The sequence below is a fragment of the Paenimyroides viscosum genome, assembly GCF_003858535.1.
Classification (GTDB): Bacteria; Bacteroidota; Bacteroidia; order Flavobacteriales; family Flavobacteriaceae; genus Flavobacterium; species Flavobacterium viscosum.
Genome location: NZ_RQTJ01000001.1, coordinates 95,564 through 118,612 on the forward strand (window position 1 = coordinate 95,564; position 23,049 = coordinate 118,612).

14 protein-coding genes are annotated in these 23,049 nt (G+C 40.7%); 12 read left to right on the forward strand and 2 right to left on the reverse strand.

Annotated features, from left to right (window positions below):
• The first annotated feature begins 4 nt into the window (after positions 1-4).
• The 12 genes from mobB (at position 5) to EG242_RS00540 (ending at position 17,184) form a co-directional block, all read left to right on the forward strand.
• Complete coding sequence (gene mobB, locus EG242_RS00485) at positions 5-1,291, forward strand: conjugal transfer protein MobB (RefSeq protein WP_124897967.1); 1,287 nt, start codon at positions 5-7, stop codon at positions 1,289-1,291.
• 101 nt (positions 1,292-1,392) lie between these two features.
• Positions 1,393-3,396 (forward strand): conjugal transfer protein MobC, encoded by a 2,004-nt coding sequence (mobC, locus tag EG242_RS00490; protein WP_124897968.1) that lies wholly within the window; start codon positions 1,393-1,395, stop codon positions 3,394-3,396.
• A gap of 154 nt (positions 3,397-3,550) precedes the next feature.
• Positions 3,551-3,934 carry a DUF6660 family protein gene (locus EG242_RS00495; protein WP_124897969.1) on the forward strand — a complete coding sequence of 128 codons (384 nt, stop codon included), beginning with the start codon at positions 3,551-3,553 and terminating at the stop codon, positions 3,932-3,934.
• 129 nt (positions 3,935-4,063) lie between these two features.
• Complete coding sequence (locus EG242_RS00500) at positions 4,064-8,422, forward strand: CusA/CzcA family heavy metal efflux RND transporter (protein WP_124897970.1); 4,359 nt, start codon at positions 4,064-4,066, stop codon at positions 8,420-8,422.
• 8 nt (positions 8,423-8,430) lie between these two features.
• Positions 8,431-9,705: an efflux RND transporter periplasmic adaptor subunit gene (locus EG242_RS00505; protein WP_124897971.1), complete on the forward strand. Its 1,275-nt coding sequence runs from the start codon at positions 8,431-8,433 to the stop codon at positions 9,703-9,705.
• 11 nt (positions 9,706-9,716) lie between these two features.
• Positions 9,717-10,139, forward strand: a complete 423-nt coding sequence (locus tag EG242_RS00510; protein ID WP_026711843.1) for a Fur family transcriptional regulator — start codon at positions 9,717-9,719, stop codon at positions 10,137-10,139.
• Positions 10,140-10,186: 47 nt separating this feature from the next.
• Positions 10,187-10,906, forward strand: a complete 720-nt coding sequence (locus tag EG242_RS00515; RefSeq protein WP_026711842.1) for a transglutaminase-like domain-containing protein — start codon at positions 10,187-10,189, stop codon at positions 10,904-10,906.
• Between the two features lie 5 nt (positions 10,907-10,911).
• Entirely contained in the window at positions 10,912-12,948 is a 2,037-nt protein-coding gene (locus EG242_RS00520; RefSeq protein ID WP_124897972.1) for a heavy metal translocating P-type ATPase, read from the forward strand.
• Positions 12,949-13,108: 160 nt separating this feature from the next.
• Entirely contained in the window at positions 13,109-13,447 is a 339-nt protein-coding gene (locus EG242_RS00525; protein ID WP_124897973.1) for a hypothetical protein, read from the forward strand.
• A 76-nt stretch (positions 13,448-13,523) separates the two neighbouring features.
• Positions 13,524-13,898 carry a heavy-metal-associated domain-containing protein gene (locus EG242_RS00530; RefSeq protein WP_124897974.1) on the forward strand — a complete coding sequence of 125 codons (375 nt, stop codon included), beginning with the start codon at positions 13,524-13,526 and terminating at the stop codon, positions 13,896-13,898.
• Positions 13,899-13,952: 54 nt separating this feature from the next.
• A complete protein-coding gene (locus EG242_RS00535; protein WP_124897975.1) occupies positions 13,953-16,181 on the forward strand; it encodes a TonB-dependent receptor in 2,229 nt (742 codons plus the stop codon).
• Positions 16,182-16,356: 175 nt separating this feature from the next.
• The gene (locus tag EG242_RS00540; protein WP_124897976.1) at positions 16,357-17,184 is read left to right on the forward strand and encodes an RteC domain-containing protein; all 828 of its coding nucleotides are present in this window, start codon (positions 16,357-16,359) and stop codon (positions 17,182-17,184) included.
• A gap of 16 nt (positions 17,185-17,200) precedes the next feature.
• Here the strand turns inward: EG242_RS00540 and EG242_RS00545 are convergent, their stop codons facing one another.
• Both EG242_RS00545 and EG242_RS00550 read right to left on the reverse strand, forming a co-directional pair.
• A complete protein-coding gene (locus EG242_RS00545) occupies positions 17,201-22,609 on the reverse strand; it encodes an N-6 DNA methylase (protein ID WP_124897977.1) in 5,409 nt (1,802 codons plus the stop codon).
• Positions 22,596-23,033, reverse strand: a complete 438-nt coding sequence (locus EG242_RS00550; RefSeq protein ID WP_002978435.1) for a DUF1896 domain-containing protein — start codon at positions 23,031-23,033, stop codon at positions 22,596-22,598. The genes EG242_RS00545 and EG242_RS00550 overlap by 14 nt, the downstream gene beginning before the upstream one ends.
• Positions 23,034-23,049: the final 16 nt, after the last annotated feature.

Sequence of the window (23,049 nt, forward strand, 5' to 3'; positions counted from 1 at the left end):
AGAAATGATAGCAAAAATTGGAAGAAGCGCAAATTTATACGGGGCATTGGCGTACAATCAGCTTAAAGTAGAGAATGAAAACGGGCAGATTTTGTTTGCCAATAAGATGATTGAAACGGCAAGCGGTCATTATTCCGTGGCACAATTAGCCCAGTCTTTTGCCCCTTACCTGATAGCCAACCGCAATACCGAGAAACATACGCTTCATATTTCGCTCAATCCTGACCCGAACGACAAGGTAAGCGATGATAAGTTTAGGGAAATGGCAGAACAGTATATGCGGGAAATGGGTTACGGCGAACAGCCTTTTGTGGTGTTCAAACATACCGATATTGACCGCAGCCATATACACATTGTATCGGTTTGCGTGGATGAGCAGGGCAAAAAGATTTCGGATAAATTCGAGAAAATGCGGTCTATGAATGTGTGCCGTGAACTGGAAAGACAACACGGATTGATACCAGCAACCGACAAAGAGCGCAATCAAACGGATAAGGTTTTCCGTCCGGTAGATTATCGGGCAGGCGATGTTAAGAGCCAAATCGCTTCGGTCGTTCGTCACCTGCCGAACTACTACCAGTACCAAACATTAGGCGAATACAATGCCCTGCTTTCCCTGTTCAATATTACCGCCGAGAAAATCGAGGGCGAATTGCAGGGAAAGGTGCAGCAGGGCTTAATATATATTCCGCTAAATGAAAAAGGCGAAAGAGCCGGGCATCCGTTCAAGGCTTCGCTGTTCGGAAAGAGCGCAGGGCTTCCGGCTTTGGAACTGCATTTTGCGAAATGCAAAACGGCTTTGAAAGATAGCCCCACCAAACAGACCCTAAAATCTGCCGGTACCATTGCCCTGAAAACCACGAGCGATGAACAGGCATTTAAAAAGCAGTTGGCGGAACAGGGTATTAACGTTGTGGTGCGCCGAAATGATACAGGGCGTATTTATGGCATCACATTTATAGACCACAATTCCAAAGCAGTTTGGAACGGTTCACGTTTGGCAACAGAACTTTCTGCCAACACCTTTAATGATTATTGGAACAATAACATCAAACCGAATATTAAAGAACCTGCCGTTTTACAACCCAAATTATCCACATCAAATGATGCGGATCTTCCTGCGGAAGAACCACACCATTTGTTCGACTTCTTACATACTGAAAAACACGAAGACGGTTTGATTGAAGCACTGGGCGGCTTGCTTCCCGAAGCCCAGGGCGAAGATTACGAAGAACAGGACTTTGCCAATAAAATGAAGAAGAAAAGAAAACGCCAAAGAGGTCAGAAGTAATATTCAGCCAAACACTGCCACAGAACGCCACTGGCTGCCACATTCTTAGAGCCACTCCATAGAGCCTTTAAATTCACGCCCGAACATTAAAACTTTAGATAATGCAGGGAGAAGACGATTTAAGAGGGCTTGCCAAGATAATGGCTTTTATGCGGGCAGTCAGTATTCTTTTGGTGCTGATGCACCTTTATTGGTTCTGCTACGGTTTCTTTTTAGAACGTGGTTGGACGTTGGAAGTAATCAACAAGATATTAGGCAATTTCGACCGAACGGCGGGTTTGTTTTCACACACTCTTTACACCAAAGTATTCGCTTTGGTCTTACTGGCTTTAAGCTGTTTAGGGACAAAGGGCGTAAAGAACGAAAAGATAACCTGGACTAAAATTTACGTGGCGTTGGGCGTTGGCTTTGTGCTGTTCTTCCTGAACACACCTTTGTTAAAGCTATCTCCGGCAACAGGCACATTCCTGTATATGCTTACTATCTCATTAGGTTATATCGCCTTGCTGATGGCGGGCGTATGGATGAGCCGCCTGCTTCGTACCAACCTGATGGACGACGTATTTAATAATGAGAATGAGAGCTTTCAGCAGGAAACCAAACTGATGGAAAACGAGTATTCCGTTAACCTGCCCACCAAATTTTACTACAAAGGCAAATGGAACAACGGTTGGATAAACATTGTAAATCCATTCAGGGCATCAATAGTGTTGGGTACTCCCGGTTCCGGTAAATCTTATGCCATCGTAAACAACTACATCAAGCAGCAGATTGAAAAAGGCTTTAGTATGTATATCTACGATTTCAAGTTTGACGACCTTTCTACTATTGCCTATAATCACTTACTGAAGCATCGGGATAAATACAAAGTTCAGCCGAAATTTTACGTGATAAATTTCGACGACCCACGCAAGAGCCACCGTTGCAACCCACTCAATCCCGATTTTATGACGGACATTTCTGATGCTTACGAAGCGGCATATACTATAATGCTAAACCTTAACAGGTCGTGGATACAGAAGCAAGGGGATTTTTTCGTGGAAAGCCCAATTATTCTTTTGGCTGCGATTATTTGGTATCTGAAAATCTACGAAGATGGTAAGTATTGTACGTTCCCTCACGCCATTGAATTACTGAATAAAAAGTATTCGGATGTATTCACGATTTTAACTTCATACCCGGATTTGGAAAATTATTTGTCGCCCTTTATGGATGCGTGGCAAGGTGGAGCGCAAGACCAGTTACAAGGACAAATCGCATCGGCTAAAATCCCATTGTCAAGAATGATTAGCCCGCAATTGTATTGGGTAATGACGGGCGATGATTTTACGCTTGACATCAACAACCCGAAAGAACCTAAAATTTTGTGCGTGGGTAACAATCCCGACCGTCAAAATATTTATTCCGCAGCTTTGGGTTTATACAATTCGAGGATTGTAAAGCTGATAAACAAAAAGGGACAGCTAAAGAGTTCCGTTATCATAGATGAGTTGCCCACAATTTATTTCAGGGGACTGGACAATCTTATCGCAACGGCGAGAAGTAATAAGGTAGCGGTATGTTTGGGCTTTCAGGATTTTTCGCAATTAACAAGGGATTACGGCGACAAGGAAAGCAAGGTAATACAGAATACTGTCGGTAATATATTCAGTGGTCAGGTGGTTGGCGAAACAGCAAAAAGCCTTTCGGAACGTTTCGGTAAAGTATTACAGAAACGCCAAAGTATGACCATTAACCGCAACGATAAATCTACCTCTATTTCCACACAATTAGACAGTCTTATTCCAGCTTCTAAAATTTCAACGCTTACGCAGGGTATGTTTGTCGGTTCTGTATCGGATAACTTTGACGAACGTATTGAACAAAAAATATTTCACGCTGAAATCGTAGTAGATAATGAAAAGGTAGCCGCCGAAACCAAAGCGTATCAAAATATACCGCAAATTTTATCTTTTGTTGATGAAAATGGCGAAGAACAAATGAAACAGCAGATTGAAAGCAATTACCGTCAGATAAAATCAGATATTCTGCATATCGTTGAAAACGAAATGCAGCGTATCAAGAACGACCCGAACTTACAGCATTTGATACAACAAGAGCAATAAAGTCACAAGTGGGAGTTTTTAATATAGACTAAGAATATTGGCGATACTTCTTCTTAAATTTAGATGGAGTGTTGCCAATATTTTTTTTGAACAGTCTGTAAAACAAATATTCAGAATGAAAAGAATGCTTATAAAACAATAATTAATCAAAACAATGCAATGGCATTGCATTACTTTTTTACTAACTTTGCGAAAGAATATGAAAGTCTTTTTTTCCATATTGGCAATTTATATGATGGCGGTGTTTTTAATGCCGTGTACCGATATGTATGAAAAGGAGAGTTTTCAAAACCATAACCATTCAGAAGAATTAGCCCATAAAGCAAGCCACGACCATCAGGAAAAGCCTGATATGTGCAGCCCGTTTTGTTTATGCGGCTGTTGTGGAGTTGTATCAGGCATAGTGCTTCAATGGAATGTTTATAACTTAGTTAAGGCGAAGACTTTTGAACTGTCTAAGCCTGAAATATATTACAAATCTATCTTTATCCCTCGCTACTTCGGGAAAATTTGGCAACCGCCAAAGGTTAATGCTTAATTTTTAATGTTTTAGTGATTACAGCTTAACGCAAACAGCGTTAGCTCGGCTTTTAGGCTATTTATATTGCCTAAAAACATAATCATTATGATTTTATCATTATTAATTCATCATTAATCGTAACAAAAAGTGTTAGATAATATTATAAAATTCTCCATAAAGAATAAGTTCATCATAGGATTGATGACCTTGTTACTTATCATTTGGGGGGTGTGGAGTGCCACCAAAATCCCTATTGATGCCCAACCTGATATTACCAATAATCAGGTTCAGATTATTACACTCTGTCCTACATTGGCAGGACAGGAAGTAGAGCAATTGGTTACTTTTCCCGTTGAGCAAAGCATCGTCAATCTTCCCAAAGTGGAAGAAATAAGAAGTATTTCGAGGTTTGGACTTTCCGTTGTCACCGTTGTATTTCAAGATGATGTAGATATTTATTTTGCCCGGCAATTGGTCAATGAAAAACTGAAAGAAGCAGAGGAACAGATACCGGAAGGCATCGGAACACCTGAACTTTCCCCTGTCAGTACAGGTCTTGGCGAAGTGTACCAATATATTCTCCACCCCAAAAAAGGCAGCGAGGATAAATATTCCGCAATGGATTTGCGTACAATGCAGGACTGGATTGTTGCCCGACAGCTTTATGGTACACCCGGGGTTGCGGAAGTCAATAGTTTTGGCGGTTTGCTCAAACAGTATGAGGTATCTGTTGACCCTAACCGTATCAAGGCAATGGGCGTTAGTATCTCCGACATTTTTACCGCACTCGAAACCAACAACCAAAATACCGGAGGTGCTTATATAGACAAAAAGCCCAATGCGTACTTTATTCGTGGAGTTGGTCTGGTCACTTCATTGGAAGATGTCGGAAATATTGTTATTAAAAGTACAGGGAGTGTTCCGGTATATATAAAAGATGTAGCTGAAGTAAAATTCGGGAACGCTACCCGATACGGTGCAATGACCTATAATGGCGAGGTAGATGCCGTTGGGGGAATTGTAATGATGCTTAAAGGTGACAATAGTGCCGCCGTTGTGAACCGTATCAAAGAGAAGCTCCCTGTTATCCAACAATCTTTACCAGAAGATGTTGTGATTGAGGCTTATTTGGATAGAACTGATTTGGTTGATCGGGCAATCAGTACTGTACAAAAAAATCTAATAGAGGGTGCCTTAATAGTTATTTTTGTGCTTATACTTTTCCTTGGAAATGTAAGGGCTGGTTTAATCGTAGCATCAGCCATACCGCTGTCAATGCTATTTGCATTAGCGATGATGCGGTTGTTCGGTGTTAGTGCCAACCTGATGAGTTTGGGAGCTATTGATTTCGGATTGATAGTAGATGGTTCCCTGATTGTCGTTGAAGCGACAATGCACCATTTGGGATTGCGGAAAACCACGCATAGATTAACCCAAAACGAAATGGACGAGGAAGTTTTTGACTCAGCAAGAAAAATCCGTACGAGTGCCGCATTTGGAGAAATTATCATTCTTATCGTATATATTCCTATCCTTACATTAGTAGGTATAGAAGGTAAAATGTTTACACCGATGGCACAGACCGTAGGTTTTGCCATTTTGGGAGCATTAATTTTATCCTTTACCTATATCCCGATGATGAGTGCTTTATGTCTGTCTAAAAAGCCGATTATCAAAAAGAATTTTTCAGATAAAATGATGGATTATCTGCAAGGCATCTATAAGCCTTTGTTAGAAAAAGCCATTCGGATAAAATATGTGGTGATAGCGGTTGCCGTTGGTCTTTTTACCATCAGCTTATTCTTTTTTTCACGAATGGGCGGAGAGTTCCTGCCAAAATTAGGCGAGGGCGATTTTGCTTTCCACTGTATCCTGCCACAAGGAACATCCTTAAGTCAAAGTCTGGAAACTTCTATGCAGGCATCTAAGATAATCAAAGAGTTCGACGAAGTGAAAATGGTCGTAGGTAAGACAGGTGCAGGAGAAATACCGACAGACCCGATGCCTCCGGAAGCTACCGACCTGATGATTATCCTGAAACCACAGGACGAATGGAAAACAGATAAATCCTATGACGAGCTTGCCAATGAAATGATGGAGAAGCTCGAAGTTATTCCCGGCGTGTTTTTTGAAGCGAACCAGCCGATACAGATGAGGTTCAATGAGCTGATGACAGGTATCAGGCAAGATGTCGCCGTGAAGATATTCGGGGAGAACCTTGACAGTTTGTTGATTTATGCCAATAAAGCCAATGCCATTATTCAAACGGTAGAGGGTGCGACCGCTCCGCAGGTAGAACGGGTAGCGGGTCTTCCCCAAATCAATATCGAATACGACCGTACCCGAATAGCCAACTATGGCTTGAATGTACAACAGGTAAACGATATTGTAAGTACAGCCTTCGCAGGCAAATCAGCAGGCGTAGTATATGAAAACGAACGTAAGTTTGATTTGGTGGTACGGCTTGATGAAGCACACCGCAGTTCCATCGAGGACGTAAGTAATCTGTTTATTCCGCTTCCAAACGGAGAGCAGGTTCCGCTTTCGCAGGTAGCCAACATCGACTACAAATTAGGTCCTGCACAAATCAGCCGTGAAGACGGAAAGCGCAGGATATATGTCGGCTTCAATGTGCAGGGACGGGATATAGCAAGCGTCGTCAATGAAATTCAGGATAAATTGGCGGAACAAGTCAAGCTTCCGACAGGGTATTATTTTACCTATGGCGGTCAGTTTGAGAACTTGCAAAAAGCGACCGACAGATTATTGATTGCAGTGCCTATTGCACTACTTCTGATTTTTATCCTACTGTATTTCACGTTCCATTCGTTCAAGGAAGCCATTTTGGTATATACGGCTATTCCAATGAGTGCTATCGGAGGTGTGTTTGCACTTATGATAAGGGATATGCCATTCAGCATATCGGCAGGTGTCGGGTTCATCGCCCTGTTCGGTGTTGCCGTTCTGAACGGGATTGTATTGATTGCCACGTTTAACAGGTTGGAAAAAGAGGGTTGGAACGAGATTGTTCCGAGAATTATCGAGGGAGCTAAAACAAGGCTAAGACCCGTATTGATGACAGCATCGGTAGCAAGTTTAGGTTTTTTACCAATGGCGTTAAGCACAAGTGCTGGTGCAGAAGTACAAAAACCGTTGGCAACGGTAGTTATCGGCGGATTGATTTCAGCAACGGCATTAACGTTGTTCGTACTGCCTTTGCTATACCTTGTATTTATGAGAAATCATAAGCCTACAAAAAATAATAAAATGAAAGCCATAACACCTGTATTATTGCTGTTTACGTTCTTAGGCTTTTCTCAAAACAGTAATGCACAAAATCCGGTAAATGTAGATAGAGCTATTGAGATAGCTGTGGAGAATAACCCTCAGCTTCGTTCCAAAAATTTGGATATTCAATCTGCCCAAAGCCTAAGTAAGACAGCATTTGAACTGCCGAAGACCAATGCAAATTTCCAATATGGGAATAACGAGGGCTTTGAGTACAACGACGGCTTCCAAATTTCGCAGACCATACCCTTTCCAACACTTTTTGGGGTAAAGAAAAACCTTGTCAAAGAGCAGGTCAAAGGTCAGGAATGGTCAAAGGCTCTTACAGAAAATGAGCTAAAAAAGCAGGTAAGAACATATTATTATCAGTTAGAGTATTTGGAACATAATGCTTCGGTATTGAAGTATTTGGATAATATTTATTCAGACTTTATCCGTGTGGCGGAACTGCGTTATAAAACCGGAGATATAGGACGTATTGAAGTCAGTACGGCTGTTACCAAACAGGGGGAAATCAATTTATTGCTCCAGCAAAATGAGGTTTTCAGGCAAAATGCCTATCAGAACCTTAAAAACCTGATGCAGACACAGGAGGATTTTGCCATTGAACCCCAATCCGACTATGTACCATTACTATTAACTTCTTTCATCGACAGTTCAGCTATTGAAAACCACCCAAGCATCCAGCTATTGTATCAGGAGGCTAAAATAGCTGAACAGAACAAGAAATTGGAACGGGCGAACAGCCTGCCTGATTTTACGTTCGGTTATAATAATATATCGCTGATAGGAATGCACAGTAGAAACGGCGTGGAGCAATTTTACGGCAGAGGACAGCGATTCAGTTTTGTTGATGTAGGTATAACCATTCCACTCTTTACAACAACCAGAGCAAAAATCCGTTCCCTTGACTATCAGAAACAATCATTGGAACTGAATGCCCAATGGCAGCAGGAGCAGCTAAAAACGGAGCTGGCAAATGCCCTGAAACAATACGAACAGAATGTTTCACAGTTTACCTATTTCAAGGAGCAGGCACTTCCGAATGCTGATGAAATCATCAATGCGGCAAAGTTAGGGTACAGTACCGGAGATATTTCTTATGTGGAATACCTCTTTGCATTGCAGACAACAACCGATATTCAGCTTAATTTTTTAAAGAGCATACAGCAAATCAATGAGGCTGTAACGCTTATCCATTCATTAATCAGCAAATAATACAATATATGAAACGTATCATAAATAATATAGTTTTCAGCGTTTTTGTCCTCGTAGCAATCTTTGCTTTGAACGCTTGTACAAATAAACATTCGGAGGGCGACGGACATAATCACGGTGCGGAAGCAGCAACAACAACGGACGAACACGAAGAAGAAGAAAACGTTGCCATACTGACCGATGAACAAATGAAAGCCGTAGGTATAGAAATCGGGATGATTAAACAGAAACAATTGTCCGCAACATTGAAAGCCAACGGTGGATTGAGAGTACCCAACAGCAACAAAGCAAATGCAACTTCAATGTTTGGTGGCGTTATCAAATCCCTCAATGTGGAGATAGGCGATTTCGTGAAGAAAGGTCAGGTCATCGCCACTATTTCCAATCCGCAATTCATACAGTTGCAGGAAGAATACCTAAGCATCAATAGCCGTATAGAATTTGCAGAGCAGGAAGTGGCAAGACAAAGAGAGCTAAACGAGGGAAATGCAGGTGCAAAGAAAAACCTTCAAAGTGCCACTACCGAATTGAACACGTTGAGAACACGAAAAGCATCGTTACAACAACAAATCCAAATGATGGGCATTAATCCGGCTTCCTTGTCAAATTCCAGCCTTAAATCCTCGTTGGTCGTTACAAGTCCGATAAGCGGTACGGTAAGTAACGTTTTCGCCAAAATCGGAAGCTATGTAGATGTGTCTTCGCCTATTGCCGAAATAATAGAAAACACAGCATTGCACTTGGACTTACAAGTTTATGAAAAAGATATTCCCCTAATCAAAATAGGTCAGAAAATAGATTTTGTCGTAACCAACAATCCCAATAAGACCTATTCTGCCGAAGTGTACAGTATTGGTTCATCTTTTAGCGGAGAGAGTAAGACCATTGCCGTTCACAGCAGAATTACAGGCGATAAAACAGGATTGATTGACGGAATGAGCATAACCGGAACTGTCAGTTTAGATAATGTACTAAGTACGGCTGTACCCAATGAAGCGATTGTCAATGCAGACGGGAAGTATTACATCTTTTTGGTCAAGGAGCAGGAAGAAGAACCACACGACCATAAGGAGGGCGAAGAACACGACCATAACCACGACCACGGTTCGGAAAAAGGAACTCAATTTGTAAGAATGGAAATAGTTAAAGGTGCTTCTCAATTGGGTTACACGGCGATAACGCCTGTAAATGAAATTCCACACGGTACGCATATCGTGATAAAAGGTGCGTTTTTTGTGAATGCAAAAATGAATGATACCGGAGAACACGGTCACGCTCACTAAAATAGTATATAATGAAAAAGAGCATTGAACAAAAGCTGTTGTCAAAGAACACCAATCCGACCAGTATGCGGATATTGGTGTACGATTTCTTGGAGCAACAGCAAACAGCGATGTCCTTATCTGAAATCGAAAGCCATTTTTATAAAGCAGACAGGGTTACGATTTACAGGACTTTGAAAACTTTTGAGGAAAAAGGTATTGTACACAGTATTCAGGAGAACACTACGGTTAAGTATATTTTGTGCCACGACGGGTGTGATGAAGAAACGCACAAGGATTGGCACTTACATTTCTATTGTAAGATTTGTAAACAGACAACCTGTAAGGAGGATTTTATTATACCGCAGAATGGAAGTCAAAATTACCGTATTGACGAAATAAAATTATTTGGTAAAGGTATTTGTGAGAACTGTTTAAAGGAGAGTTTGCAATAGCATTGCAAGCTCTCCCTGTGTACCTTTGTTATAAATATAAATGTGTTATGGACAACTATCTTAAAGAAACAAAAATCCTTGACTACTCAAACGTTTCTATACAAGAGCTATTGGAACAAAGAGGGTGGAAAGATTTGGACACTGTTTCAAGAGTTAAAGCCATTTACAATTTTGTCAGGGATGAAATAAAATTTGGCTACAATGTTTCGGACGATATACCTGCATCAGAAATTCTGAAAGACGGTTACGGACAGTGCAATACCAAAGCAACTTTGCTAATGGCGTTATTAAGAGCAACGGGAATACCTAATCGCATTCACGGTTTTACCATTGATAAAGCCTTGCAAAAGGGAGCTATTACGGGTATTTGGTACAAACTTTCGCCGAAAAACATCTTACATAGCTGGGTTGAGGTATTGGTAAATGAACAGTGGTATTTTTTAGAGGGCGTGATTTTGGATAAACCTTATCTCACAAAATTGCAGGAGCAGAACAGCGATTGCAAAACCACGTTTTGTGGTTTCGGGGTTTATACAGATAATTTTGAGAACCCACCGATTGAATGGAACCTCAACAATACGTTTATTCAGGATAAAGGCATCAATCAGGACTTTGGTGTTTTTGATACGCCAGATGCGTTCTATGCAAAACATCAGCAAAAGCTGAACGCTTTCAAGAAGTTTATTTTTCAGCATATTGTGAGGCATATAATGAATAATAACGTGGAAAGAATAAGAAATAAAAGTGTAACGAACCTAAAAAATTAAAGGCTATGATAAATACAGACAAAAATCACAAGCATACTTACGATGCACAAGGCAAAATGACTTGTTGCACACAGGAAGAAAAAATTTACACCCAAGCAGGTGCAAAAGAGCTGGTAAATGAAAAGCATCAACACGACCACAGCGATGATGACGGACACGACCACAGCCATAGTGAGAGTAGTCCAATTAAAATGTTTTTGCCGAGTATAATATCATTGGTATTGTTGCTTGTTGCCATAGCATTTGATAATTGGCTTCCACAGCAATGGTTTACGGGTTGGGTAAGGATTATTTGGTATGTGGTTGCGTATGCCCCCGTTGGGTTTCCCGTATTGACAGATGCCGTGAAAAGCATCAGAAAAGGGGAAATCTTTTCAGAGTTCTTTTTAATGGGCATTGCCACCATTGGGGCATTTACCATTGGCGAATACCCGGAGGGTGTTGCCGTGATGTTATTCTATGCTGTTGGAGAAGTTTTTCAGACAATGGCTGTTTCGAGGGCAAAAGCAAACATCAAATCATTGCTCGACCAAAGACCTGATGAGGTAACGGTTTTAAGAAACAATCAGCCGGAAACCGTAAAGGCTGAAACTGTAAACATCGGCGAAATCATACAACTGAAACCGGGCGAAAAATTAGGTTTGGACGGAGAACTGTTATCTGAAACGGCATCGTTCAACACCGCAGCACTCACAGGCGAAAGCAAGCCCGACACCAAAGCCAAAGGCGAAACGGTTTTGGCGGGTATGATAAACCTTAATACCGTTGCACAAGTGCAGGTTACAACCGCATATACGGATAGCAAGTTGAGCAAAATTTTGGAATTGGTACAAAATGCTACTTCACAAAAAGCACCAACGGAATTATTTATCCGCAAGTTTGCGAATATATATACCCCTATCGTGGTACTGTTAGCGGTCGCTATTTGTGTGCTGCCTTACTTTTTCGTAGCTGATTATGAGTTTAAGGATTGGTTGTACAGAGCTTTGGTATTCCTGGTTATTTCTTGTCCTTGTGCATTGGTTATAAGTATTCCATTGGGTTATTTCGGAGGAATTGGAGCAGCTTCAAGAAATGGAATATTGTTTAAAGGAAGCAACTTTTTAGATGCCCTTTCCAATATTCAAAACGTGGTAATGGATAAAACAGGTACAATGACGGAGGGTGTTTTCAAGGTTCAGGAAGTGGTATTTGACAAAGCGTTCAATCAAGACGAAATCCTGCAATTGGTCAATATATTGGAAAGCCACAGTACGCACCCCGTAGCGACGGCTATTCACGAATACGTGGGCAAACCGGATAATACAATCCGCTTGGAAAACACGGAGGAAATTGCAGGACACGGGTTGAAATCAACCGTAAATGGTAAAGACTTATTGGTCGGGAATTTCAAGCTGATGAACAAGTTCGGGATACAATACGATTTAGACCAGAACAGCATCGTTTATACGACTATTGCCGTTGCTTACGATAACAAATTTGTCGGTTACATCACTATTGCCGACAGTATCAAAGAAGACGCACAGGAAACCATAAATCTATTGCATAAGCTCAATGTGAAAGCTACTATGCTTAGTGGAGATAAAAATACAGTGGTAAAGTATGTAGCGGAACAGTTGGGGATAGACAATGCTTTCGGGGATTTACTGCCCGAAGATAAAGTGAACAGGGTTAAAGAAATCAAAGCCAAAGGCGAAAGCGTTGCTTTCGTCGGCGACGGTGTGAATGATGCTCCCGTTGTGGCATTGAGTGACGTAGGTATTGCAATGGGCGGTTTGGGAAGCGATGCCACTATTGAAACGGCGGATGTGGTCATACAAGACGATAAACCAAGCAAAATTCCTTTGGCAATCAATATCGGGAAACAGACAAAGAAAATAGTTTGGCAAAATATCACATTGGCATTTGTAGTAAAAGGTATTGTATTGGTGCTTGGTGCAGGTGGATTGGCTACAATGTGGGAAGCCGTTTTTGCAGATGTAGGCGTAGCATTATTAGCAATTCTAAATGCAGTACGAATACAACGAATGAAATTTGTTTAGGTGGCAATAAAATTGAAGCATTAGTAATAAAACAAACATAACAAGTTAAAAATTATAGATAAACTTCGGGAAGATGAGATATTTATCACAAATTAGATTATAACGTTTTATAACTCGATAGGAAAAGATTATCCAAAATAAAGTGTATTTTTGCAAAGCAATGAAATTTTTGGCATACATATTAGCGACATATATTTTATTCCTTGCGATTAAGCCGGGAATAGAAGCTATCTCATTGCAAACAGGGACAGAACAAGGTTGTTGTGGTGGAGAATGTTCCCCAGTTAAATCAAACGACCATAATCAAAAGAAAGAAAATAGCGAGAAAAGCTGTAATCCTTTTCAAGTCTGTAGCTCTTGTCTTTTACAAGTCGCTTCAGTCCCTTTTTTCAAAATATTGCCTAAGCCCGAAATATCAACAAAACAGTATTTCTCTTATAAATCTGTATTCTCTTCACAGTTTTCTTCTGATTTTTGGCAACCGCCAAAGTTTATTTAATAATCCTTTACAATAATAATGTTCCAAGATATTTGGGACTTATTCGTATTTGTTAAATAAACTCAAAATCAAAAAAATGAATTTCATAAAATTATTCGTTGTGGCATTGTTATTAACAGCCACAACACAAATTGCATTTGCACAAACATCTTGTTGCAAAGGCTCTGATAATAATAGTCAGTGTACAACAACTGGTTCAACTGATAGTATAAAAACTGCTTCTGTTAAAGTTAAGGGTGTTACCTGTTCAATGGACGTGAAAATGATTTCTTCCAACGTAGAAAAGCTAAATGGAGTGAACAGTTGTAAATCAGGAAAACAAGGAACAACAACAACTTTTGATGTGAAATTTAATCCTGCATTGGTAACTGAAAAAGAAATTTTTGCAGTCATTGAAAGCACAGGAAGTTGTGAAAATCCCAAAGAAAAACCTTATAAAGTAAAACAGTAAACAATACAGGGCAAAGCAAGTTTGCTTTGCCCTGTATTTAAAAAAAATTAAACAATGAAAAAATACATCTTCATTGTTGGTTTACTGTTTCCTTTTAGCATTTCAGCACAAACTATTTTAGGAAAGGTAATCAACGATAAAAAAGAACCGTTAGTCGGTGCTAATGTTTACTGGCTTGGTACAACTACAGGTACATTAACAGGCAATAAAGGGGAGTTTGAAATATCAATTAAAGATGTTTCCGATAAACAACTCATTGCTACTTATGTAGGACATTCTCCCGACACGATTAAAATTAATAATCAAACATTTGTTGAGTTCGTATTAGAAGAAACCCAAACTCTTGATGAAATTATTATTTCAAGAAAACGTGATGGAGTAATAATTTCGGATATTAAGCCGATTAAAACAGAACAGATTACAAAAACAGAGCTTGGGAAAGCTGCTTGTTGTGATTTGGCAGGTTGCTTTGAAACACAGACAACCGTACAACCGCAAACAACCAATGTAATAACAAACTCAAAAGAACTTCGCATTTTGGGTTTATCAGGTGTTTACAATCAGGTGTTGATTGACGGTTTCCCGATGATACAAGGTTTGTCATACACTTATGGTATAAGCAGTATTCCGGGTACGTTAGTTGATAATATTTATGTTTCAAAAGGAGCTAACAGCGTTATTCAGGGGTATGAGAGCATAAGCGGACAAGTCAATGTAGAAACAAAAGACCCTGACAATACAGACAAATTGTTGCTCAACCTGTATGTGAACAATTTTATGGAAAAGCATTTAAACGCCAACTATGCTTTCAAACAAGGCAAATGGAGCAATCTTACAGCTTTTCATACTGTGCAGCCTGCTAATAAAATAGACAAGGATAATGACAACTTTTTAGACCTACCGTTGCTCACTCGCTATATGATTTTTAACAAATGGAAGTATGGTAATGAAAAAGATTGGGGTTGGAACAGTAGAATTGGTTTACGCTTCTTTAATGAACAACGAATTGGCGGACAAACCTCTTTCAATGCAAAAAGTGACAAAGGAAGCACTAATGTTTATGGGCAATCTGTAAGCATCAATCAACCGGAGTTTTGGACAAAAACAGGATATCGCTTTAACGATAAACACAATATTGTATTTTTTGCTTCGGCTTTTCATCAAGAACAAAATTCGTATTTCGGAACGGTAAAATACAACGCTCAACAAACCAATTTTTATGGTAATATTCAGTATGAGTTAAATTACGACCGAAATGATTTAAAAGCAGGTATTAGTTATCGTCATCTGAATTTAAATGAAGACATAGGCTTTACCGATACTTTTTTACATCGAACTTATGCCGGAAAATATCAGAGATTAGAAAATATTCCCGGACTGTTTGTTGAAAATACAATGAGGTTTTTTGATGACAAGCTAACTTGGATTGCAGGAGTTCGTAGCGACCATCACAACCAATTTGGCTTTCAGTTTACGCCACGAACACTTGTAAAGTATGACATAACACCAAAAACCATTATTCGAGCAAATGTTGGTACTGGTTGGCGAACAGTAAACTTATTTAGCGAAAACATCGGATTACTTGTAAGTTCAAGGGATATCATTTTTGCAGAACAACTACAACCGGAAAAAGCCGTAAATCTTGGACTTAATCTTACTCAAAAGTTTGATTTGAAAGATGGAGATTTAACCGGTTATTTTAGTGCCGATTATTACAGAACCAATTTTCAAAATCAAATCTTCCCTGATTACGATACTGACCCTACAAAAGCAATCATTAAAAACTTTACCGGAACAAGTGTTAGTAACGGGTTCCAGGCGGAGTTATATTTAAAAATATGGAAGAGGTTTGAATTTAAAACAGGATATAATTACTTAGATGTTTACCGCGAAGTTGGAGAAGCAAAACAGCTTTTGCCTTTCAATCCAAAGCATAAGGTAATTACAACATTTAGCTATAAGCCAATGTCCAACAAGTTTCATTTTGATATGAATGTACATTGGTTTGGCAAACAGCGTTTACCTGATACCAAAACAAATCCAGTAGAATTTCAGCGACCTGATTTTTCAGAACCATACACAATCGTAAATGCGCAGTTTACCTACAACTTCAAGAAATTTGAATTGTACGCAGGTTGTGAGAATATTTTTGACTTCCGACAAAACCAACCGATAATAAGTTGGCAAAATCCGTTCAGTCCATACTTTGACACATCTTCCGTTTGGGGTCCAACAAGAGGTCGGGAAATGTATATTGGAGTAAGATTTAGAATAGAGAATTAGGAACTATATGAAATAAATTACTATATACATTTATGATTAATAATCATCAAATAACAAGAAGCGTTCAGTTTTCTGAACAAACGACTATTCATAAAAGAATAGTCGTTTGTTCAATATTTGATATTTAGCTACGAATGTTCTTCTTCGTAAGCAAAGATAAAAACAGACTTACTGTATGGATAAATTTTATAAGAAAACACTGTATGAGCTGGAAACAACAATCAACGAATTAGAAATTGAAACCGAATATCCAATCCAAAGAATAGAAGCTGTAATAGTTCTTATTGTAAATTCTTTGTCTAAGTTAAAGGAGTTCGTCTTAAAAAAGGGATTTAAGAATATTGATGAAGAAATCCTATTTTTTAAATGTCAGAAACCTATTATCGTTGCAAAGCTCATTTATTATAATGCCATTTATAAAATTGAAACGAAAAAGCCCTATGGAGCAAAACCTATTAGAAAATTTCTTGATGAAGAATTGAACAAGCTCAAAAGGTTCTTTGACAACAACCTTGAATTTTATAAATACTATCGGACAAATAACTCTTTTATTGATGACAAGCTATTTGTAAGGGACAAGTACGATATAAAACTAAGTTTAGACACCTACTATTTTGAGGCTGACCATCGCTTTTCCACTTCCCACGATTACAAAGTAGCAAAAATTATTGCCAACGACCTGATACAAGTTTATCTCGAAGACCAACTCAATAATATCAATCAGAAAAAGGCATTTGATGGTTCTTCTCTAAATTGGACAGGAAGTAAAACGGCATTAACGGAGTTGATTTATGCACTACACTCACAAGGCGTATTTGACAACGGTAATGCAGACATCAAAGTCATTGCTAAAACATTCGAACTTGCTTTTAATATTAGTTTGGGAGATTTCTACCATACCTATTTGGAATTAAAAAGTCGAAAAATGAACAGAACAAAATTCCTCGACAGCCTGCGTGATGCGCTAATCAGGAAAATGGATGAAAAGGACGAAAGGGAATAGAATAGCTTCTCTTACATTATGCACGAGGTAAGTGAATACCTTTCTTCCGTGCTATATTTTCCGTTTTTTTTGTTATTTGTTGCTCTTCTTTGGTTTCCGGTGTAATAGATAGCTGTATCTTTCTTTCTACGGCAGCCAGTTCCGTTTTAAGCTCACTCAATCGGCTTTCCTTAGACCAAGTACCGTTAACCACTTCCTGAAGTATGGGCAGGTCTTTTTGTATTTCAGCAACTTTCTCCTGTTCCTGCTTCACAAAGCCCGGCAGCTTTTCCAAAGCTCTTAGAAAATTCATTGCAGCAGTTTCGGGGTCTTTTGCCATTAAGCCGTTATTGTAGGTGTATTTTATATTTCCTTCGCCCTGTACCAAAAAGCGGTTTACTCGAATATCTACCCCCTCTTTTTCCGACATTTCAGTTTTAACCAACAGCGTAAAACCATACAAACTGCCTATCTCTTCATACTGACCTGTGGTGCGGGCTTTGTCCGCAATCTCGTTCAGCTTCGCACCGATTTGTTTCGGATTTGCATTGGGGGGCAAGCCATCCAACAGCACAGGATTTGCGATTGTACCGTCCGAATGCTTTTGTAGGCGTTGCTGTAAATTTTCCCAGTCTGTACTCATCCGGTTCAAACGGGATTGAGTGCTTTGCAACATTTCTGTATAATCCTGTACCTTAAATTTAGCACTGGATTTAGAACGGTTGAACGCCTGCTTTTCGCTTTCCAGTCCGGCAATCTGTTTTTCCAGTTTGGCTTTATCCAACAGGTCTGTATTTCCTGACAGGATTGCCACATATTCCGAAAAGTTCATTCCCGATTTTTCGTCCATACTTCCCTCGTCAATCGTTCTTTTGGTCAGATTGTTGGTCTTTAACTGGTCTATGAAAAGTTGCTTATTATACAGCAGATTGAACTTATAACTATCCAAAGATTTTTCAACGGCATAGATAATCACAGCCACTTTATTACCGGCAAAGAATTTGGCAATCTCATTGCCTTTTCTTACAGCCCTGCCATCACGTTGGGCAAGGTCTGACGGTCGCCACGGTGTATCTAAATGATGAACGGCAACGGCTCTTTTCTGTGCGTTCACGCCAGTTCCGAGCATACTCGTAGAACCGAACAGCACACGGATTTTACCCTCGTTCATCCCATTAATAAGGTCTTTACGTTGCTTATCATTTTTTGCTTCCTGAATAAACCTTACTTCGTGGGCAGGTATGCCGTGGTCTTCCACGAGTTTGCGTTTGATTTCGGAGTACACGTTCCATTCGCCCGGCTTGTAGGTTCCCAAATCCGAGAAAACGAACTGCGTTCCTTTCTGTGCGTTGAACTGGCTGTAATACTTGGCTATGTTTGCCGCACAATGCGAAGCCTTGTTGTCGGGATGGTCTTCGTATATACCGCTTACCATACGCATATCGAGCGACATCTTACGGGCGTAATCCGTAGCAATAAGCATCTTTGCTTTTTCTTCCCTTTGTGATAACGGTTCTCTTCCGAGTAAAGTAGCATCGCCCGTTTTGGCAAACTGCATCAGGTTTAGGATAAAATCTTCCTGGTCAGGCGTTGGCGGTATATTGTACAATACCTCGTTCTTGTTGGGGCGGTCAATACCAATATCCTTTGCCGTTCTGTAATCCGTGATTTCAGAATAGAACTGTGCCAGTTCCGGCACTTTGATAAAATAGCGGAAACGCTCTTTGGCGACAATATTGTTAGCTACCGAAAATTCATAATCGGTCGTTTTCCTTGCATAGATAGCTGCCCACGCATCAAATGAATGGATGCCCTGCTTTTCCAATGCACGGGGGCGCAAGTATTTAAACAGCAGGTATAGCTCCGTTAATGAATTGCTGATAGTTGTACCCGAAAGAAAGGTTGCACCCATATCCGCATTGGTACGCTCCTGAATGGTGCGGATTGCAAAAAGTAGGTTCAGTGCCTTTTGACTACCGTCCACGTTGCCCAGTCCGGCTACCCGTGTATGGCGGGTATTGAACATCAGATTTTTAAACTGGTGGCTTTCGTCCACAAACAAATGGTCTATGCCCATCATCTTAAAGTCCACAATATCATCTTTGCGGTTTTCAATATCGTGTTGCAGCGTTTTCAGCTTTACTTCAAGATTTTCTTTCCGCTTGATTACTCCGGCGAGCATTCCTCTTGTCACTTCTTTGCCCTGCGATTTCAGCGCATCAAGGTTACGCTCTACGCTGTCTAATTCTATTTCGAGGATTTCCTTTTGTATTTCGGGCGATTGCGGTATCATTCCGAACTGGTCGTGTGTGAGTATCACACAATCCCAATCGTTATTTTTAATATCCCCGAAAATGCACAGGCGTTTCTTTGGCGTAAAATCATCAATACCTGGATAAAGTATTTTAGCGTGTGGATAGGCTTTACGGTAATCTTCTGCAATGGCAGGTATATTCGCTTTCAGCCCGATTATCATCGGTTTATGAGCTAATCCCAAACGCTTTATTTCCTGCGCTGCGGTACACATTATGAGCGTTTTTCCTGCACCTACTTCGTGGTCGCAGATAGCACCGTTGTTCAGCTTTATCATCCAAACGGTGTCCTTTTGGCTTGAATACAGGTCTTCAATGCCTGCTCCCTTGCGGTCTAATCCCGGAAATTCCTGATGGCTTCCGTCATAGTTCGGGCGAACGAAACAGTTAAAGGTATCGTTGTACTGGTCTGTTAGGCGATTTTTAAACTCAACGTTCTGTGCGTGTAGCCAGTCGGTAAAGGCGGTACGGATTTCATCAATCTTGGTGTTCGCCATTTGTATGGCTTCCATATCCCGTACTTTGACCTCTTGGTCGCCAACCATTACCTTTTTGGTAATATCAGGCGTGGTATTGACAAGGGCGTGTTTGAGCAGGGCAATACCGTCGAACGTGCGGCTTTCCGCTTTGACGGCATGTTTTTCCCAAATGTGCATATTGCCCTGATGACACTTTACGGAAAAGTCGTCGGAGCTTTCCGAATAGTGAACCAGTACATCCGCATCAAACAGGTGCGAGGCGAAACGGGCATAAATTCCGGTAGGTATCCACCGTTCGCCGAGGTTAAAATCCAGTTCCTCAAACTCAATACGTTTTGGTCGGGCTTCCTCTAAAGCGGTAAGGCTTTCTTTGGCTTCGGTATCATCAGGATTGTTTTCGAGATAGGCTCTTACTTCATCGGCTTTATCAACCACGTTGCCTGCAATCCAACGTTCGGCTATTTCGTATTCCTGTTGTAATGGATTATAGAACAACCGCCCGTGCAGGGCTTCTTTCAGGGTATCGGCAGGCAGGCTGCTGATTTCGGACATAAAGTCCAAATCCACATTTCCGTATTTGTTCAGTGAGGCGGCTAAAGCCTCTTCGGGATTATCGGTTGCTAACGTGGTGGTAGAAAAACTAACAGGACGGCTGAAAATATCCGCTTTGTGAATTATGCCGCCAATGATACGCTCCAGATAAGGAATTTCTTTACCTGCGCTGTCCGTCTTTATCAGTTTGGCATTGTCGGCAGCATTGAGATTGCCATATTTTTTGACAAAGCCATCGTACAGGAGGTTCAGTGTTTCCCGTTCTTGCTTGTGTTCGGTCTGCCTTTCGGCTTCTTTTTGGTACAGGTTAATATAACTGTCCCTTACAGCTATGTAGGCTTCGGCTCTTGCTTTCTGTGCCGATGGTAATTGCAATGGATGAAAGATTGCTTTTGCATCTTCCTTTTCTACCTCTTGGAGATAACCCACCCAACCATTATCCACCACAAGACAATCGTTACGGTGGAATGATTGCAGTTCGCCACTATACGGGGCAGGTTCAGGAATAGCATTAATATTGATAGCGGTAATGGCTGTCTTATCAGACTGGCCATTTCCGTTTATTTGTGAAAACAGGTCGCTGATAGCTTCCTGTTTTTTGCCGTTAACCTGGTCGGTTCCGTTAATATCACCATTGGATTTTAGCGGTGTATAGGGCTGCTGCCTTGCACTGCTGAACAGGTCGGGCTGACGACCTATTGTACCTCTTCTTTTTTTAGTGCTTTGCCTTTTGGCTTGGGTAGTTCTTTTAGGTGGAGCAAGAACCATTACAGGTTCACCCGCACTTTCAAACAAGTCAAAAATGCTTAGTTGCTTTAATTCCTGCGGGCTTTCCTGACGGACTACCGGAGTAGGTACAGGTTGCGGCTTTTGCTGAATGATTACAGGGTCTATGACCGGAGGTGTAACTTTTGGTTCAATAGGAATTTGTATAACAGGCTCGTCGTTCTGTTCGCCCTTGTATAAACTCAAATTCAGGTGCTTTCCAAAATCTTCAGAAAGCATTTGCTTCAAATCTTTGGCAATGCCCTCAACACCGTCTTTATGCGTATAGATTAAGGCAGGTTGCCCGTATGGGTCGGTATCTAATTTTTGGTTGGTATGGACAATTCTTGTACTATCCTGAAAGAGCGCATTGCCCGGAGTATTGTATTCGGATGGCTTGCTTTGGCAAAACAGATCTTCCCTGTCGGTCAGATTTTGTTTTGCTGTATTTTTTTGCAGGATAATCAGGTCGCTGCCCACTTCCGTACCTGCATATTCGGCAAACAGGTTGTTGGGCAATCTTACAACCGAAACCAAATTATTATCCTGCATTAACGCCCTGCGTATCGGTTCGTTCTTAGGACTATTCAAAATGCCCTGTGAAGTAATGTAAGCCAGCAAACCACCATCACGAAGCATATCAGCACCTTTCAGGAAAAAGTAATTGTGTATGCTTCGGGCTGCCTGTACTTTTGCACTGTCCTTACTTCGGGAATAGGATAAATCAAAGACGGAAGTATCGCCGAACGGAATATTACTGGCAACTACATCATAGCTGTTTTGTTCCCTTTCGGGGATTTCCTCAAAGCCGTTTATACGGATATTGCTTTCGGGGTAAAGCTGCTTTAAAATCTTGCCTGTAAGCAAGTCCTTTTCATAAGCGGTAACACTGGCTTTCTGATTTTCCGAAAAGGATTGGATGAATGAACCGATACCTGCGGAGGGTTCGAGGAATTTATCAATGTGCAGACCATTATCCCGCAAGGCAGATGAAATGGCATCTATAACTTTTGGTGGGGTATAAAAAGCCGTCAGTACGGAACTTTTCATACTGTCCACATACCTCCGGTATTGCTTATCGTCTTCGGAATTTTCTTTGAGTAGTTGGTGGAGTTCCTGCGTGAGTGGAAAAAGGTCGTGTTCTGTTTTTCTCCAATGATTGATGTCTATTTCGTTTTCTACGGGGTTCAGAACGAATTTAAGACCGCCAAATCCGCTGTATCGCATCATTAGCAGTCTTTCGCCTACGGTGGCTTGCCGTTTCTCCTTTTCCAGTTTAAAAACAATTCGTAGGGCATCAATATTCTGTTGGAGATGGAACCGCTTACTGAAGCCCATTTTCCTCAATCCATATTGAGATGGTTCCGGTCAGTTCGGTATAGAGTACATCAAACTCATTTCCGTTGGCGAAATCATCGGTTAATTCATATCCTGCGAAAACAGGCTCACAAACGGGGAACATTTTAAGGGCGAACGGTCGCAGCTCCTCGTCTGCCATTATGGCATCAAACTCATTGCATACCACTTTGAAAACCGTGTTGAACTTGGAGAAGTGCAAGCCCTCAAAAAGTATGTAGTTGGCTATTTCGTCGCATTGCTCAATGGCGTTTCCCGAACGGAAAGCACCCTCATAAGCATTGGCAGCCCACGAAGACCGTTGGTCAATAAATTTTTGGTCGTGCGCCTTTTCAGGAAAGCTGCTGTTTAATAATTCTTGCAGTCGTAATCTGAAATACGACAGGTCTTTTTGCTGTACATCCATACTTATTTTGTTTAGA